Raw genomic sequence first — 15,841 nt, 5'->3', positions numbered from 1 at the left:
CTGATGGAACGGGCACCTCAAAAGCGTTCCCGGAGTGCCCCAACCTTTTGTTAGCTGGCTGTCGAATCGGGTCGTATGCGAGTCGGTCTGTTCACAGCCCACGAACAGCATGCCCCGACGACCCTCCTCGACCACGCAGAAGCCGCCGAGAGGGCCGGCTTCGACACCGTGTGGACGAGCGACCACTTCCACCCCTGGTGGCACACCGAGATCCACTGTGGCGCCGCCTGGCCGTGGCTCGGCGCCGCGCTCGAACGCACCGACGAAGTACGATTCGGAACGGGTGTGACACCGCCCATCAGCCGGTATCACCCAGGTCTCATTGCCCAGACGTTCGCCACGCTGGGCGCGATGTACCCGGGGCGCGTCCACGTCACGCTGGCGACCGGCGAGGCGATGAACGAACGCCCGCTCGGCTACGAATGGCCTGATTTCCCCGAGCGGAACGCGCGGCTGGACGATGCCTGTGAAATCATCACGCGCCTGTGGGACGGCGGCTTCCACGACTACGACGGCCACTACTGGAACCTCGACAGCGCACGGCTCTACACGCTTCCCGACGAGCGCGTCCCGCTGTACGTCGCCGGCAACGGCCCCCAGACCGCCGAAATCGCGGGCCGATTCGCTGACGGCTTCCTCACACTCGTCGACATCGACACCTACGAAGAAACGCTCGTTCCGGCGCTGGAACGCGGCGCCGAGCGCGAGGGCCGCAACCCAGACGAAATCGAGCGTATCCGACAGTTCACGCTTTCGTACGGCGACGACCTCGACGCCTGTCGAGAGGCGGCCGGCTTCTGGCGAGGGACGATGGCCGTCGATTTCAGCGAGGGCATCGCCGACCCCCGCGAAATCGAACGGCAAGGCCGTGAGGTGCCGCTCTCCGAGATGGACGAGTGGGGGCTCATCACGACCGACATCGACGACGTATTCGATGTCATCGACCGCCATCGGGCGGCCGGATTCGACGAAATTGAGTTCCTCTCATCGTCGCCCGACCAGCAGGCGTTCATCGAAATGGTTGGCGAGGAAATGTAAATTGACCACCACTTATTTGTGGTCGGCGGGCGGAGTTGAACGTGTATGGAGGCGTTCGTCGAACTCGTGTGTCCCGACTGTGAGAAGCACTGGGAGAACTCAGCGGACGAACTTCCGGCCCCGGATGAATCGCTCGTCTGCCCGGACTGTGGGGCACGACATTCGCTGTCGGAGTTCGCACGAACCAATCGCGATCTCGAAGTGCTTCGCGACGCCGCCTCGTAACCACTCGGAGGGATTATCATGGATTTCAACGACTTCACCGGCGAAGTACAGCATCGACTCGAGCTCGGCAAACAGGGCGAGGCCGTCCGCGCAACGCGGGCCGTCCTCACCACCATCAGCGAACGGATACAGGCGGGGGAAGCGACCGACCTCGCCGCCCCGCTGCCGATGGAGATCGACCACTACGTACTCGCAGCCGAGCACGGCCAGCGGTTCGGCTACGACGAGTTCGTCGACCGTATCGCCGAACGGGCCCACGCGGAGGAGCCAGACGCGGCCTTCCACGCACAGGCCATCGTCGATCTGCTCGCCGATGTCATCCCCGAGGGCGAAATCGATGATCTCGAAGAGGGATTGCCGGACGAGTACGACGACCTCTTCGAGCTCGTCGACGCCGAATCGGCGCCGTGGCCGACGTCGTAACCTGACAGCGGAGCAATCTTTTTGCGCCGGCCAGACGACTCGCCAGTGATGCGTCTCCTCATCATGGGTGCGGCCGGCCGTGATTACCACGATTTCAACACCGTGTTTCGCGGCCGCGAGGACGTCAACGTGGTCGCGTTCACGCAGGCGCCGGGGCAGAACCTCGGCGAACTCGAAACGACGAACGACCGCTATCCGGCATCGCTGGCCGGTGATGGGTATCCGAACGGGATTCCCATCGAACCCGAGGCTCGATTGGAGGAACTCATCGACGACCACGACGTCGACCAGGTCGTCTTCTCCTATTCGGACATCTCCTTCGAGCATGTGATGGAAGCCGCTTCGCGTGCCGAATCCGCTGGGGCTGATTTCCGACTGCTGGGCCCCGATTCGATACAGTTGTCCGTCGACGTGCCCGTGCTCGCGGTCAACGCCGTCCGAACCGGCTGTGGCAAATCCCAGGTCGCCCGCGGCGTCGCCACTGAACTTGACGAGCGCGGCCACGAGGTCGCCGTCGTCCGCGAGCCGATGCCGTATGGCGACCTCGAAACGCGTCGCGTCCAGCGGTTCGCCGACCGTGATGACCTCGAAGACGTCACCATCGAGGAACGCGAGGAGTTCGAACAGCACATCGACCGCGGCCACGTCGTCTTCGCAGGCGTCGATTACGCCGACGTGTTCGCGGCAGCCGCGGAGGAAGCCGATGTCATCGTCTGGGACGGCGGCAACAACGAACTCGCCTTCGCGGAGCCGAACCTCCACGTCGTCCTGGTCGACCCGCTTCGCCCCGACCACACGACGGGCTACCATCCCGGCGAGACGAACCTCCGTCGGGCCGATGTCGTCATCTCCAACAAGGAAAACAGCGCTGACAAGAAGGCCATCGAGCAGGTCGAATCGACCGTCCGGGAACTGACGGACGCCGACCGCTGGCACGCCGATTCGGTCGTGACCGTCGACGGCCCCGACCGCATCGAGGGAACGCGGGTGCTGGTGGTCGAGGACGGGCCGACGCTTACCCACGGCGATGCCGATTATGGCGCCGGGACGATTGCGGCGAAACGCTACGACGCCGAGCGCGTCGACCCGCGCCCACACGCTGTCGGAACGGTCGCGGAGACGCTGGAGAACTACCCACGTCTCGACCGCCTGCTTCCAGCGGTCGGCTACTCCGACGAACAGATCGCCGACCTCGAAGCGACTATCGAGAACATGGACGCCGACTATGTCATCGCGGGCACGCCACACGATCTCGGGGCTGTCGTCGACATCGATATTCCCATCGTCCGCGCGCGGTACCGCGTCGAGTTCCACGACGGGGATTTCGGCGACTTCCTTGACGCTTACGAATCAGAACTCTTCTGAACGACTGTCCCCGTCTCGCCGGAAAGCGCCGCAGCCGGGTCGTCGATGCTCGCGACGACTGCCTCACCGCCCGATTCGGCGAATCGCGCGCAGGCCCGCATCTTCGGCGCCATCGACCCCTCAGCGAACTCGCCCGCATCGAGATACCTCCGCACCTCCTCGGGGGGCACGGATTCCAGCGGGCGCTGGTCGTCCGTGCCGTAACCGAGGTAGGCGTAGGGAACGTCGGTCAAGAAGACGAGGCGGTCTGCGCCGACGCCGTCGGCGATGTGGTGGGAGGTGTAATCCTTGTCGATGACAGCCTCGACGCCTTCGAAACCATCCGGGGTTCGGGCGACCGGGACGCCGCCACCGCCGCCGCAGATGACTGCCTGTCCGGCCTCGAGCAGAGCCGAAACGGCATCCGTCTCGGGCACCTCCGTCGGCTCCGGCGAGGGGACGACCCGTCGATACGACTTCTCACCTCGTCCGACCTGTTTCGTCGTGAACGGCTTGGCTTCGGCCTCGGCTTCGGTGTACCACGGCCCGATGGGCTTTGTCGGCGTCTCGAAGGCCGGGTCATCTGGGTCGACGATAGCGCGGGTGACCATCGCTGCGACGGGACGGTCGAGGTCGGCATCGAGCGAACGCTGGAGGAGGCTCCCAAGCGAGGCTTGCGTCTCCGCGACGAGCACGTCGAGCGGTCGCTCGGGCGTGTCGGCCGCCTCGACCTCCAGCAGTTCGTAGCCGACCTGCGGGCCGTTGCCGTGCGTGACGACCAGCTCTGCCTCCGTGACGGCCTCAGTCTCGGCGAGCGTGGCTGCCGTCTTCGCCACCGTCCGCTGTTGAGCCTCGAACGTGCCGTCGGCAGCGAGTGCGTTCCCACCGACTGCGACGACGAGTCGTGTCACACGTCCCACGTCATCCCCGGAGCATAAAAGGCCCCTAGTATCAAGTGAGTATCACGAGTATCGCGAGACATGCATGTTCTCGTCCCGATAGACGGGTCGGACGCGTCGATGCGGGCGCTGGATGAAGCGTTCGAGAGCGAACCGATGCACGTGACGGCACTGACGGTCATCGATCCGACCGACCCGAGTTACGTCGCGCCCGAGGAGTTACCGGCGGACGCGCCGGCGACGTACCCCGGCGCCAGCGATGCGTGGTGGGAGGCTGCCCGAGACCAGGCCAAGCAGGTCTGTACGGAGGCACGCGAGCGCGACCCCGGGGTGCCGCTGGAGACCGAAATCGAGGAGGGCGACCCGGCTGATATCATCCTCTCGTACGTCGACGAGGCGGACGTCGATGCCGTCGTCCTCGGGAGCCACGGCCACGGCGGCTACACCGACGCGACACTCGGCACCGTCGCTGATGAGGTGTCCAGAAAAGCCGATACGACAGTTACGCTCGTCCGCTAAAGCGATTTCCGCATCTCGCGGTGGGGGATGCCAGCGTCCTCGAACTCCTCGCTCATCACCTCGTAGCCGAGGCGGTCGTAGAACTCGACGACCGGAACCTGTGCGTGGAGTACGACGGCCTCGCACCCGGCGGCCTTCGCGGCAGCCTCGACCGCATCCATGATTTCGCGGCCCAGTCCTTCGCCACGGCGGGCTTCGAGCACGGCGACGCGTTCGACCTTCCCGGCCGCGTCGTCGTACTCGCGGAGTCGCGCCGCACCGACAGGCTGGTCGCCGTCGTAGGCGACGAAATTGGTCGCTGTCTCGTCTTTGCCGTCCAGCTCGCGGTGTTCAGGGACGCCCTGCTCTTCGATGAACACCGCTCTGCGGACGGTGAGTGCGTCCTCAAGTTCCGTCTCGCTTTCGACCCGACGAACGTCCATGGTCACACGTACTCTGGAACGCTGGTAACTTTCTCGGTTCGACTGCCTCGCCGCGGCACCCACGCTTAAGACGCTCTCGTGCGAAGCTGCTCACGACATGGAACTTACCTGGCACGGCCACTCGACGTGGCACGTTCGCGTAGGCGAGACCGATCTGGTCATCGACCCGTTCTTCGAGAACCCGCATACGGATACCGACCCCGAAGAGCTCGATCCGGACTACGTCCTGTTGACGCACGGCCACGCCGACCACATCGGCGACGCAGACCGATTCTCCGGGTCGACGCTCGTCGCGGTGCCGGAGCTCGTCAGCTACGCCAAGGACAACTTCGGCTACGAAGATGCCGTCGGCGGGATGGGCATGAACCTCGGCGGTACCGTCGAGTGCGGTGACGCGTGGGTCACGATGGTTCGGGCCGACCACACGAACGGCATCGAGACGGATTACGGCGCTTCCGCCGGCATGCCGGCCGGATTCGTCATCACCGACAAGAAGCCGACCCAGGAGGCCGACCCCGATTGCACCTCGTTCTACCATGCCGGCGACACCAGCCTCATGGTCGAGATGCGGGACATCATCGGGCCGTTCCTGGAGCCCGACTTCGCCGCACTGCCTGCTGGCGACCACTTCACGATGGGGCCGGCACAGGCAGCCATCGCTGCTGACTGGATCGACGCCGACTACACCTGTCCGATGCATTACGATACGTTCCCGCCCATCGAACTTGACACCGACGAGTTCGAGCGCGAACTGAAAGCCGCCGGCGCGCCCGCCGAGGCCGTCATCCTCGACGGCGACGAGACGTTCGAACTGTAATCGGTTCCCGCAGCCTATCTTTTTATGCCAGCCGTGAGTGGATGCGCGTGTAATGGCCGACATCGAAACCACCACTGTCAACGAAGAGAAGTTCCACGCACTGAGCCGAGCCGGTGATTTTGAGCTTAGCATCGACGCGACGGGTGCCGAAGGGCCGACACCCAACGAGGTGCTGGTCGCCGACTACGCATCCTGTTTCACGTTCGCGTGCCGCGCCGGCGCCCAGCGCGAACTCGACATCGAACTCGGCAAAGTCGAAACCGAAGCCGAGGCCGACCTCGACGACGAGGACGACCTCACGTCCGTCAGCTTCCACATGCACGTCGAGGCCAACCTCGATGACGACGAGGTCGACGACCTCCTCGAACTCGGCGAGGACATCTGTCACGTCCACGCCGCGATGAAAGAAGACCTCTACGCCGATATCGACGTCACAACCGACGCGTTCTGAAGCCGCCTGAAGCTCCAGTTTTCGTCCGTCCTTGCCGGTTCTTGCCCAGCCGATTCTTTATGTACGAAGACGCGACCAGGCGGCCCCATGCGCCAGTGACCCGCTGTCCGGGTTCAGATACTGCGCGGCCGCCGGACAGTACAGCGCCGCCTGCTCGCAACGGGGTTAATATCCTGCGTCCCGTGCGTACTGTATGAGCGACTGGCAGGACATGATCGTGGGCGACCGGATGGCCGTCGACAACGAGTTCTCCGCACGCGTCGACAACTCTCCGTTCTCCCGGCAGGAGTGGGGCCTCATCATGACCGCGACGACGTTCGAAATCGAGAACCCGGACGACGAGACAGCCGCCGAACTCGTCGCCGACACCTCCGAACTCCCGACGATGATGCCCGAAGTCGAGAAGGTCGCGAGCATGGGCCCGATGGGGCAACCACAAGGCCAGCAGGACAGCGGCGGTGGCTTGCTTGACTCGGTTTTCGAAGCGCTCGGCTTCGGCCGCGATGGCGGCAGCGAATCCGACGTCGACGAGGAGAAACTCGAAGCTGCTGAGACGCTCGTCGCCGCCTACGCTGAGGAGTTACAGACGCATCTGGAGGCGGAGGGCCGCTGGGGGGAAGTCAGAGCTGCTGCGGCCGCGGAACGAAAAGTCGAGTAGTTAGAGCCGATCGACAATCGCAGCGGTGACGTCCTCCGTCGAGGCCGACCCACCGAGGTCAGGCGTTCGTGGGCCGTCCGCGAGCACGCCTTCGACTGCGGTTCGCACGGTCGCCGCTTCCTCGTCGTAGCCGAGATGCTCCAGTAGCATCGCCGCCGACAGAATCGTCGCTGCGGGGTTGGCGATGCCCTCGCCGGCGATGTCGGGTGCCGAGCCGTGAACGGGCTCGAACAGCGCGTTCTCCGCGCCGACGTTGGCGCTGGGCAACAGTCCGAGACCGCCGACCAGGCCCGCCGCGAGGTCTGAAAGCATGTCGCCAGCGAGGTTCGGGCAGATGACGACGCCGTACTCCTCGGGCCGGAGCACGAGATGCATCGCCAGTGCGTCCATCAACGCCTCGTCGTACTCGGCGCTGCGGTCGTCACCGACAGCACGGGCCGCATCGAGGAACTGCCCGTCCGTGACTCGCATCACGTTGGCCTTGTGCGCCAGCGTCACGTCGTCGTAGCCGTTCTCCTCGGCGTATTCGAAGCCGTATTCGGCGATACGTCGGGAGGCCTTCTCGGTGATGACACGCGTCAACGTCGTGACGCCGTCGGCGATTTCCGATTCGATGCCGGAGTAGACGCCCTCGGTGTTCTCGCGGATGAAGACGAGGTCGGTGTCGGGTCGAACAGCGTCGACGCCGGGATAGGCTCGCGCCGGCCGAACGTTCGCGAAGGAGCCGACGGCTTCACGAAGCGGCAGGATGACGTCAGCGGCCGATTCGCCGGCCGCGCCGAAAAGCGTCGCGTCCGCCTCGGTCGCGAGGCGATACGTCTCCTCGGGCAGCGCTTCGCCCGTCTCCGTCTTGACGTGGTCGCCAGCCGCTGCCTCGACGAACTCGAAGTCAGCGACCGCTTCGAGCACGTCGACGGCAGCGGGGACGACCTCCTGGCCGATGCCGTCGCCCGGGACGACCAGTATCGTCTCAGTCATCAGCGTGGCCCGTCTTGGAGTCGATGTACGGCAGCGAGTCCGCCGTCTCTTCGATGGCCTCCCGGTTGGACTTCATCAGGGCCGTCGTATCCCAGATACCTTCGACGAGTGCCTTCCGTTGGGCTTCGTCGACGTCGACCTCGATGACCCGGTCGTCGTAGGACACCGTCTCGGCTTCGACGTCGATTTCGACCTCCGCATCGGGGTACTTTTCGACGTAGCCCTGCAACTCCTGGATGGTCTCCGTGTCGGCGGTAATCGTTGGGACGCCGAGTGCGAGGCAGTTGCCCGCGAAGATCTCGGCGAACGACTCGCCGATGATGGCGTCGATACCCCAGCGGACGAGCGCCTGCGGGGCGTGCTCGCGCGAGGAGCCACAGCCGAAGTTGGAGTTGACCACCATGACCGACGCGTCCTGGTACTGCTCTTCGTTGAACGGGTGGTCTTTCGGGTTGTCCTCGTCGTCAAATCGCTGGTCGAAGAACGCGAACTCCCCGAGGCCGTCGAACGTAACGACCTTCATGAATCGCGCGGGGATGATCTGGTCGGTGTCGATGTCGTTCCCGCGGATGGGGATGGCCGAGCCCTCGACGTAGTCGACGCTCGGGATTTCCTCGGACTCGCGGGTCGCTTCGCTCTCCGCTCGGCTACTCGAGGAACTCCGTTCCTCGCTCGTCATGCTTCCACCTCCGCCGTCGGCAGGTCACGCACGTCGGTCACTTCACCCGTGACCGCCGCCGCAGCGACCATCTCGGGGCTCATCAGGACGGTTCGGCCGTCCTTCGAGCCCTGTCGGCCGACGAAGTTCCGGTTCGAGGAGGAGGCACACGCCTCGTCGCCCTCGAGTTGGTCGTCGTTCATGCCGAGACACATCGAACAGCCGGCCTCGCGCCAATCAAAGCCGGCTTCGGTGAACACCTCGTCGAGGCTCTCCGCTTCGGCGGCGGCCTTGACGCGCTGGCTGCCGGGGACGACCATCGCGCGGACGGAGTCGTCGACCTGGCGGCCATCGACGATCTCTGCGGCCGCACGAAGGTCGGGCAGCCGCGCGTTCGTACAGGAACCCAGGAAGGCGACGTCGATGTCGTACCCGTCCATCGTCTCGCCGGGCTCGACGCGCATGTGCTCTTGGGCGCGTCGTGCGGTGTCTTGTTTGTCCTCGGGCAGGGCTTCGGGGGCCGGAATCTCCTCGGAGATACCGATGCCCTGGCCAGGGGTCGTTCCCCAGGTCACGACCGGCTCGATTGCCGAGCCGTCAATTGTGACGACGTCGTCGTACTCGGCGTCGTCCTCGGAGCGGATGGACTCCCAGTACGGTTTCAGCCGCTCGAAGCGCTCGGGGTCGTCATCGAAGGCGTCCGTCTCCCGCAGCCACTCGTAGGTGGTCTCGTCGGGATTCACGTAGCCCGCACGGGCGCCGCCCTCGATGGACATGTTACAGATGGACATCCGACCCTCCATTCCGAGGCTCTCGATGGCCTCGCCGGCGTACTCGTAGATGTAGCCGACGCCGCCGTCGGTGCCGAGCCGACGGATGATGGTCAGGATGACGTCCTTTGCGGTGACGCCGTCACCGAGTTCGCCGGTGACCTCGATTTTGCGCACCTTCTTTTTCTCCATCGCGATGGTCTGGGTCGCCAGCACGTCGCGAATCTGTGAGGTGCCGATGCCGAACGCCAGAGCGCCGAAGGCACCGTGCGTCGAGGTGTGGCTGTCACCACAGACGATGGTCATGCCGGGCTGGGTGAGCCCCTGCTCCGGCCCGATGACGTGAACGATACCCTGGTCGCCCGTCGTCGGGTCGTCCAGTTCGATGCCCGCATCGCGGACGTTCTCCTCGAGTTCGGCCATCATCTCCTCGGCCGCCTCGTTGTCCAGCGGGCGCGATTGGTCGTCCGTCGGGACGATGTGGTCGACGGTCGCATGCGTCAGGTCGGGCCGTGCGACATCGATATCTCGCTCCCGGAGCATGCCGAACGCCTGCGGGCTCGTCACCTCGTGGATGAGATGCAGGCCGACGAACAGCTGGTCTTGGCCGTTCGGCAGCGTCGTCACCTTGTGGGTGTCCCAGACCGTGTCGTACAGCGTCCCCTCACTCATCGTCTACACCACGGTCATAGGCGCGTTGGGCGCTCTTGGCGTCCCTCGGTGGGGTATGGCTCATCTCGCCCAGTGTGTCGGTCTCCTCGGGAACGGCCTCCGCCTCGCCGCCGTCTGCGGCGATGGTCGTCCCGCGGCTGTACGTCTGTGTATCGCCGAACACCTTCCCCGTGTAGGGGTTGGTGTGGCTCATCTCTCCCAGTGTCTGTTTGTCGGTTTCGTCTGTCATTCTTCACCCCACGCGAACAGCGAACGCAGGTCTTCGCCCACGTCCTCGATCTCGTGGTTCTTCTCGGCTTGTCGCAACTGCTTGTAGCTTGGTCGGCCAGCCTGATTCTCGTTGATCCACTCGCGTGCGAACGTGCCGTCCTGGACGGCCTCCAGGACTTCCTCCATGTTCTCGCGGGCGTGCTCGTCGACGACTTCGTCGCCGCGAACCAGCCCGCCGTATTCGGCGGTGTCGGAAACGGAGTCCCACATTTCGCCGAGCCCGCCTTCGTACATCAGGTCGACGATGAGTTTCAGCTCGTTCAGACACTCGAAATATGCCATTTCGGGGCTGTAGCCCGCATCGACGAGCGTCTCGTAGCCCTGCTTGACGAGGCTGGTGACGCCGCCACAGAGGACGGCCTGCTCGCCGAAGAGGTCGGTTTCGGTCTCCTCGCGGAACGACGTCTCGACGACGCCGGCGCGCGTGCAGCCGATGGCTTTCGCGTACGCCAACCCGACATCGTGGGCGTCGCCGGCGGCGTCCTGATACACTGCCAGGAGGCCGGGCGTGCCCTCGTCGTTCTCGTAATTTCGGCGGACGAGATGGCCGGGCGATTTCGGCGCGACCATCGTGACGTTGATGTCCTCGTTCGGCTCGATCTGGCCGTAGTGGATGTTGAATCCGTGGGCGAACTGCAGCGTATCACCCGGCGTGAGGACGCTTTCGATTTCCTCGTAAACGGTAGGCTGGACGGTGTCGGGCACCAGCACGCTCACGACGTCGGCCTGTTCCGCGGCGTTTCGCGGTGTCTCCACGTCGAGGCCGTCGGCCTTCGCGGCCGAGCGGGAGGACGACTCCTCTCGGAGTCCAACAACCACGTCCACGCCGGATTCATCGAGGTTCTGTGCGTGGGCGTGGCCCTGGCTGCCGTAGCCGAGTACGGCCACGGTCGTGTCGTTGAGTACGGTGCTGTCAGCGTCGTCGTCGTAGTAGATGTCTGCACTCATGTGTGTGTCTCGTCAACGCGTGCGGTTTCCTCTTCGCCACGGGCCAGTGCCGCCTGTCCGGTGCGGGCGATCTCCCGAATGCCGAACTGTTCGTAGGCGTCGATAGCGTCGTCGATCTTGCTCTCGTCGCCGGTGATCTGCACCGAAATCGTCCGCGGGCCGGCGTCGAGCGTCTCACCGTCGTACATCTCCGTGATGGCCTGCACCTTGTCCGGCTCGTCGCCGTTGACCTTCAGGATGACAAGCTCGCGGGCGACGGGGTCGGGATCGAGTTCCCGAACGTGGACGACCGGAAGCACCTTGTTCAGCTGCTTTTTTGCCTGCTCGATACCGGGTTCGGGCTCCTCGATGACGAGGGTGATACGGGAGTAGCCCTCGTTCTGCGTCGGGCCGACCGTCAGCGACTCGATGTTGAACTGCCGTCGGTGGAACAGCCCGGAGACGCGTGCGAGCACGCCCGGCTCGTCGGCCACGTACGCGGAGATAATGGTGCGTCGTGGCTCGTGTTCGGCCTCGACCTCTGGGTCGACGCGGATACCTTGAGAGTTGCGTCGGCCGACAGGTCGCTGCCGTTCCTCCGGCTCGGGGCCTTCCAGCCCGTTCCGGTGGGTGTTCTGATTGCGGCTCATAGCTGCTCCTCCGAGAGGGCGAACATGCCGTTGTCGCCGCCGCTCGGCACCATCGGATAGACGTTCTCACCGGGGTCGATGTGTGCGTCGACGATGCTCGGGCCGTCGTACGCGATGGCTTCCTCAACGACCTCTTCGACCTCGTCGTAGGTGTCAATTCGGAAGCCGCGGGCTCCGAACGCCTCTGCGAGCGTGTCGAAATCCGGAATCCAGGGGTATTCCGAGGCCATGTGGCGCTCGCCGAAGAAGGCGTCCTGCCACTGTCGAACCATGCCGATAGCCGCGTTGTTCAACACGACGATGGTGATGTCGAGGTTCTCACGCACTGCCACGGAGAGGCCCTGACACGTCATCAGGAAAGAGCCGTCGCCGTCAAAGCAGACGACGTCCTTGTCAGGCGCCGCCAGCTTCGCGCCGATGGTGGCGGGCACGCCGTAGCCCATCGCGCCGAGGCCGTGTGAGGAGACCCACGTCCGGGGCTCCTTGTACGTCCAGTACTGGCAGGCCCACATCTGGTGTTGGCCGACGCCGGTCGTGACGATGGCGTCGTCGGCCGTCGCGTTGTCGAAAGCCTCGACGACGTACTGCGGTTTGACCGGCTCGTCTTCCGGCGCCGCATAATCCATCGGATACTCTTTTTTCCACTGCTGAGTCTGCGAGCGCCAGGTGTCGGCGGCCGGCGACCGCGGCATCGCGGTCTCCAGCTGCTCCATCACGGCTTTCGCGTCGCCGATGAGCGGGTAGTCGGCCTCGACGTTCTTCGAGACCTCCGGCGGGTCGATTTCGACGTGAATGATCTCCGCGTCGGGTGCGAACGTCTCGACGCCGCCAGTCAGGCGGTCGTCGAATCGGGTGCCGACCGCCAGCATGCAGTCGGTCATCGTGATGGCCATGTTGGCGTAGCCGGTGCCGTGCATGCCAGCCATCTCCAAGGCGAGTTCGTGGTCTTCCGGGAACGCGCCGATGCCGGGCATCGTCGTGACGACCGGAATCTCGTGTTCTTTCGCGAAGGCACGAATCTCGTCGCTGGCTTCGGCTTTGATGACGCCGCCGCCGGCGAGGATGATCGGCTTGTCGGCCGCCGCGAGGACGTCGGCGGCTTCGGTCACCGCTTCGGGTTCGGCCGTCTCCGGCGGGTGGTACGTCGCGGGGGTCTCGGGGGCGCCGGGGTCGTCGCTTGCCTCACCCTTCGTTACGTCCTTCGGGAGGTCGACGAGCGTCGGGCCCTGTCGGCCGCGCTTCGCCAGCGCGAAGGCCGTGCCGACGTCCGTGCCGACCGATTCGGGGTCGTCGGCGAAGAAGTTCGCCTTCGTGATTGGCGTCGTAACGCCGATGGTGTCCGTCTCCTGGAAGGCGTCGCTGCCGACGAAATCCGTCGGCACCTGGCCGGTCAACGCGACTACGGGGTCGGAATCCATGTTCGAGTCGGCCAGCCCGGTAACGAGGTTCGTCGCGCCCGGCCCGGAGGTGGCCATACAGATGCCCGGCTCGCCGCTGACGATGCCGTATGCGTCGGCGGCGTGGGCGGCACCCTGCTCGTGGGCCATCGTGATGTGCGTCATATCCGAGTGATACAGGGCGTCGTAAACAGGCATGATAGCCCCACCCTGCACGCCGAAGAGGTGTTCGACGCCGGCGTTTTCCAGCGCGCGAACGACCGCGTCAGCGCCCGTCTCGATGTCCGTGGGCCCCGCTTCGGCACTGTCGGCCTCCTGGGGCGTCTGTTGTGGCGCGTCGCTCATGCCGACGCACCTCCGTCGTGTGTGCGATACCGTCGATTGGTGTCTCGTGTGTACATTATTCTGTCCGTGAAACTGTCTGAAAGCGATGCGAACTGCAACGAAGAGAACGGTTGTGTAGGGGCTAGACAGCCCCTACAATAATCGCGATGCTGGGCGAACGCGGGGGCGTTCGAGTGCCAGCGGTCACGTCCCTCATCACGTCGATAATACCGCAGTGGACGATCATAAGCGTTCCGCGTTGGGCAAGCGTTGCTCCGTGCCCGTCCGTCGATGCCGCCGTTCACCCGTCGCTGTCGTGGATGAAAGCCGTCCGCGGTGGACATTCCTATGCGCGAACCTCCTCGCGTCGGACGCCCACCTCGCGGGCAAACTCCTTGAGCCGCTCGAAGGTGACCTTCTCCTTTTGCGCGCCGCGGTCTTTCACCATGCGGGTCACCTCACGGACTTCCGCGTCGGTCGGGTCGAAACCGGCGTCTTCCAGCCGCTCTCGTACCGAGTGCGTGCCGGTGTGTTTTCCGAGCACCAGTTCACGCGTCGCACCGACCATCTCCGGGGTCATCACGCCAGGTTCGAACGTGTCGGCGTTCTCGATGACGCCGGCGGCGTGGATGCCGGATTCGTGGGAGAACGCGTTGTCGCCGACGACCGGCTTGTTCGCCGGAACCGGGATGTCGCTTTTCTCCTCGACGAGCCGGGCCAACTCCGTGATGCGTTCGGTTTTGATGCCCGTGTCGACGTCGTACAGCGACTCAAGCGCCATGACGACCTCTTCGTAGGCCGCGTTGCCGGCGCGTTCGCCGATGCCGTTGACGGACACCTGCGATTGGGCGGCGCCCGCCTCGAAGCCCGAAAGGGCGTTGGCGGAGGCCAGTCCGAAGTCGTCGTGGGTGTGGACGTCGACGTTGGCGTCCGTGTGCGCACAGACGTTCTCGACCATGTCGTAGAACCGTCGTGGCGTTGCGACCCCACAGGTGTCGGGAATGTTTATCCAGTCCGTCCCGGCGTCGGAGACGGCCTCGATGACGTCGATCAGGAACGATTCATCGGTGCGCGTGGCGTCCATCGGCGAGTACATGCAGGTAACGCCGGCGTCTTTGACGCGCTCGACGGCCGCTACCGACCGGTCGAGCGCCTCCTGACGTGTGGCGTGCATCGAATCCTGCAGCTGGACATCGCTGGTGGACGCGAAGACGTGCACCATCTCGACGCCGGAATCCAGCGCGGCGTCGATGTCCTTCTCCACCACGCGGGCGAGCCCGCAGACCGTGGTGGATGTCGCGTCGGCGATGTCCTGTACCGCTTCGAACTCCGCGTCGGAGTTCACGGGGAAGCCGGCCTCGATGACGTGTGTTCCCATGTCATCCAGGATGGCGGCTATCTCGCGTTTATCCTCGTAACTGAACGAAGTTCGCGGTGACTGTTCGCCGTCGCGCAGCGTCGTATCGAAAATTCGGGCCTCGCTTATCTCCGAGGTACTATCTAGCGTGCCCTGGAAGAACTCGATCCGCCGCCGAAGGCGACGTATCCTCGTGCTGTGTCATTGCAATCGATGCAAGCGCGTTCCAGGTATTTAAAGCTGTCTTTGAAACAGATGTTGGACGGGTATTCAGAGGACGTGCTATCCGGCCGAATCGTCGAAACCGCACGACGTAAATGCCTAATATCTCTTCGGCCGTCCTTGTATGCTACAGTGCCAGAGCCCGTGCATACCCTGCTTAAATAATCGTGTGATAGATGATTTCGCCCTATGAGTGGAGAAACAACCAGTTTTGCGGCTCGCGCGCGGTTCGGAAGTTGACAAATATTCATCCTTGCGGTCGACCGTCCACCGCCGACCGTACGTTTAACACGCCACCTCCGGAGTGTCCGATATGCTCCGCAGTTTCGACGGCATCGAACCGGACGTCCACGAGGATGCGTACGTTGACCCCACAGCAGTCGTCATCGGCGATGTGACCATCGAGAAGGACGCAAGCGTCTGGCCGAACGTGACGATTCGTGGCGACCACGGGAACATCCGGCTCGAAGAGGGCTCAAACGTCCAGGACAACGCCGTGCTCCATGAGGGTGCCCAGATCGGCCCGTACGCGACGGTCGGCCACACTGCAATCGTCCACAACGCGACCGTCGAGGAACGCGCCCTTGTCGGCATGAGCGCGACCGTTCTCGACCGCTCGACCATCGGCGAAGAGGCGATGGTCGGTGCCAACAGCCTCGTCACGGAAGACAGCGAAATCGAGCCGAACACCCTCTATGCCGGCACGCCGGCGGAGAAGATCAAGGAGGTCGAGGACTCGCCGTGGGCCTATGCAGGCCAACGCTACGTGGAGCTCTCGCGTGAGCACATGGAATCTTCGGAGATTCTGACCGACGAGTAG

At 64.5% G+C, this 15,841-nt stretch carries 19 protein-coding genes; 9 read left to right on the top strand and 10 right to left on the bottom strand.

The genetic code is table 11. From position 1 onward, the window contains the following. Positions 1-75: 75 nt before the first annotated feature. The 4 genes from ACI8UR_RS00390 to ACI8UR_RS00375 are packed head-to-tail and all read left to right on the top strand — an operon-like array spanning position 76 to position 3,051. The gene (locus ACI8UR_RS00390) at positions 76-1,038 is read left to right on the top strand and encodes a TIGR03557 family F420-dependent LLM class oxidoreductase (RefSeq protein WP_411715165.1); all 963 of its coding nucleotides are present in this window, start codon (positions 76-78) and stop codon (positions 1,036-1,038) included. Between the two features lie 45 nt (positions 1,039-1,083). After that, positions 1,084-1,263, top strand: coding sequence for a hypothetical protein (locus tag ACI8UR_RS00385; protein WP_411715164.1), 180 nt, complete (start codon positions 1,084-1,086; stop codon positions 1,261-1,263). 18 nt (positions 1,264-1,281) lie between these two features. Further along, entirely contained in the window at positions 1,282-1,686 is a 405-nt protein-coding gene (locus ACI8UR_RS00380; RefSeq protein ID WP_411715163.1) for a DUF2267 domain-containing protein, read from the top strand. Between the two features lie 48 nt (positions 1,687-1,734). After that, entirely contained in the window at positions 1,735-3,051 is a 1,317-nt protein-coding gene (locus ACI8UR_RS00375) for a GTPase (protein ID WP_411715162.1), read from the top strand. Here the strand turns inward: ACI8UR_RS00375 and ACI8UR_RS00370 are convergent. Further along, a complete protein-coding gene (locus ACI8UR_RS00370) occupies positions 3,030-3,941 on the bottom strand; it encodes a carbamate kinase (RefSeq protein WP_411715161.1) in 912 nt (303 codons plus the stop codon). The two genes, ACI8UR_RS00375 and ACI8UR_RS00370, sit on opposite strands and share 22 nt — an antisense overlap. 69 nt (positions 3,942-4,010) lie before the next feature. Here ACI8UR_RS00370 and ACI8UR_RS00365 point away from each other — a divergent pair, with 69 nt between their 5' ends. Next, a complete protein-coding gene (locus ACI8UR_RS00365) occupies positions 4,011-4,448 on the top strand; it encodes a universal stress protein (protein ID WP_411715160.1) in 438 nt (145 codons plus the stop codon). On the opposite strand, the gene ACI8UR_RS00360 is transcribed toward ACI8UR_RS00365, so the two are convergent. Continuing rightward, positions 4,445-4,870, bottom strand: a complete 426-nt coding sequence (locus tag ACI8UR_RS00360) for a GNAT family N-acetyltransferase (protein WP_411715159.1) — start codon at positions 4,868-4,870, stop codon at positions 4,445-4,447. The two genes, ACI8UR_RS00365 and ACI8UR_RS00360, sit on opposite strands and share 4 nt — an antisense overlap. Positions 4,871-4,967: 97 nt before the next feature. Between ACI8UR_RS00360 and ACI8UR_RS00355 the strand changes: the two genes are divergently transcribed. The 3 genes from ACI8UR_RS00355 to ACI8UR_RS00345 all read left to right on the top strand — a co-directional run bounded on the left by ACI8UR_RS00355 (position 4,968) and on the right by ACI8UR_RS00345 (position 6,796). Further along, positions 4,968-5,687, top strand: coding sequence for a metal-dependent hydrolase (locus ACI8UR_RS00355; protein ID WP_411715158.1), 720 nt, complete (start codon positions 4,968-4,970; stop codon positions 5,685-5,687). Positions 5,688-5,739: 52 nt separating this feature from the next. Continuing rightward, positions 5,740-6,138, top strand: coding sequence for an OsmC family protein (locus ACI8UR_RS00350; RefSeq protein ID WP_411715157.1), 399 nt, complete (start codon positions 5,740-5,742; stop codon positions 6,136-6,138). A gap of 193 nt (positions 6,139-6,331) precedes the next feature. Beyond that, positions 6,332-6,796 carry a DUF5799 family protein gene (locus tag ACI8UR_RS00345; protein WP_411715156.1) on the top strand — a complete coding sequence of 155 codons (465 nt, stop codon included), beginning with the start codon at positions 6,332-6,334 and terminating at the stop codon, positions 6,794-6,796. On the opposite strand, the gene ACI8UR_RS00340 is transcribed toward ACI8UR_RS00345, so the two are convergent. The 8 genes from ACI8UR_RS00340 to ACI8UR_RS00305 all read right to left on the bottom strand — a co-directional run bounded on the left by ACI8UR_RS00340 (position 6,797) and on the right by ACI8UR_RS00305 (position 14,988). Further along, complete coding sequence (locus ACI8UR_RS00340) at positions 6,797-7,774, bottom strand: isocitrate/isopropylmalate dehydrogenase family protein (RefSeq protein ID WP_411715155.1); 978 nt, start codon at positions 7,772-7,774, stop codon at positions 6,797-6,799. Next, positions 7,767-8,453 carry a 3-isopropylmalate dehydratase small subunit gene (gene leuD, locus ACI8UR_RS00335; protein ID WP_411715154.1) on the bottom strand — a complete coding sequence of 229 codons (687 nt, stop codon included), beginning with the start codon at positions 8,451-8,453 and terminating at the stop codon, positions 7,767-7,769. Before leuD ends, ACI8UR_RS00340 begins: the two co-directional genes overlap by 8 nt. Further along, positions 8,450-9,874, bottom strand: a complete 1,425-nt coding sequence (gene leuC, locus ACI8UR_RS00330; RefSeq protein WP_411715153.1) for a 3-isopropylmalate dehydratase large subunit — start codon at positions 9,872-9,874, stop codon at positions 8,450-8,452. The genes leuD and leuC overlap by 4 nt, the downstream gene beginning before the upstream one ends. Then, positions 9,867-10,103: a hypothetical protein gene (locus tag ACI8UR_RS00325; protein ID WP_411715152.1), complete on the bottom strand. Its 237-nt coding sequence runs from the start codon at positions 10,101-10,103 to the stop codon at positions 9,867-9,869. Before ACI8UR_RS00325 ends, leuC begins: the two co-directional genes overlap by 8 nt. Next, positions 10,100-11,092 carry a ketol-acid reductoisomerase gene (ilvC, locus tag ACI8UR_RS00320; protein WP_411715151.1) on the bottom strand — a complete coding sequence of 331 codons (993 nt, stop codon included), beginning with the start codon at positions 11,090-11,092 and terminating at the stop codon, positions 10,100-10,102. The genes ACI8UR_RS00325 and ilvC overlap by 4 nt, the downstream gene beginning before the upstream one ends. Beyond that, positions 11,089-11,721 carry an acetolactate synthase small subunit gene (gene ilvN, locus ACI8UR_RS00315; RefSeq protein WP_411715150.1) on the bottom strand — a complete coding sequence of 211 codons (633 nt, stop codon included), beginning with the start codon at positions 11,719-11,721 and terminating at the stop codon, positions 11,089-11,091. The genes ilvC and ilvN overlap by 4 nt, the downstream gene beginning before the upstream one ends. After that, positions 11,718-13,463: a biosynthetic-type acetolactate synthase large subunit gene (gene ilvB, locus ACI8UR_RS00310; protein ID WP_415087445.1), complete on the bottom strand. Its 1,746-nt coding sequence runs from the start codon at positions 13,461-13,463 to the stop codon at positions 11,718-11,720. The genes ilvN and ilvB overlap by 4 nt, the downstream gene beginning before the upstream one ends. A 325-nt stretch (positions 13,464-13,788) precedes the next feature. Further along, positions 13,789-14,988, bottom strand: coding sequence for a LeuA family protein (locus tag ACI8UR_RS00305; protein WP_411715123.1), 1,200 nt, complete (start codon positions 14,986-14,988; stop codon positions 13,789-13,791). Positions 14,989-15,334: 346 nt separating this feature from the next. Between ACI8UR_RS00305 and ACI8UR_RS00300 the strand changes: the two genes are divergently transcribed. Next, positions 15,335-15,841, top strand: a complete 507-nt coding sequence (locus tag ACI8UR_RS00300; RefSeq protein ID WP_411715107.1) for a gamma carbonic anhydrase family protein — start codon at positions 15,335-15,337, stop codon at positions 15,839-15,841.

This window comes from Natronomonas sp. (genome assembly GCF_047616845.1).
Lineage (GTDB): Archaea > Halobacteriota > Halobacteria > Halobacteriales > Haloarculaceae > Natronomonas.
This window is presented reverse-complemented; position numbering and strand designations above follow the sequence as displayed.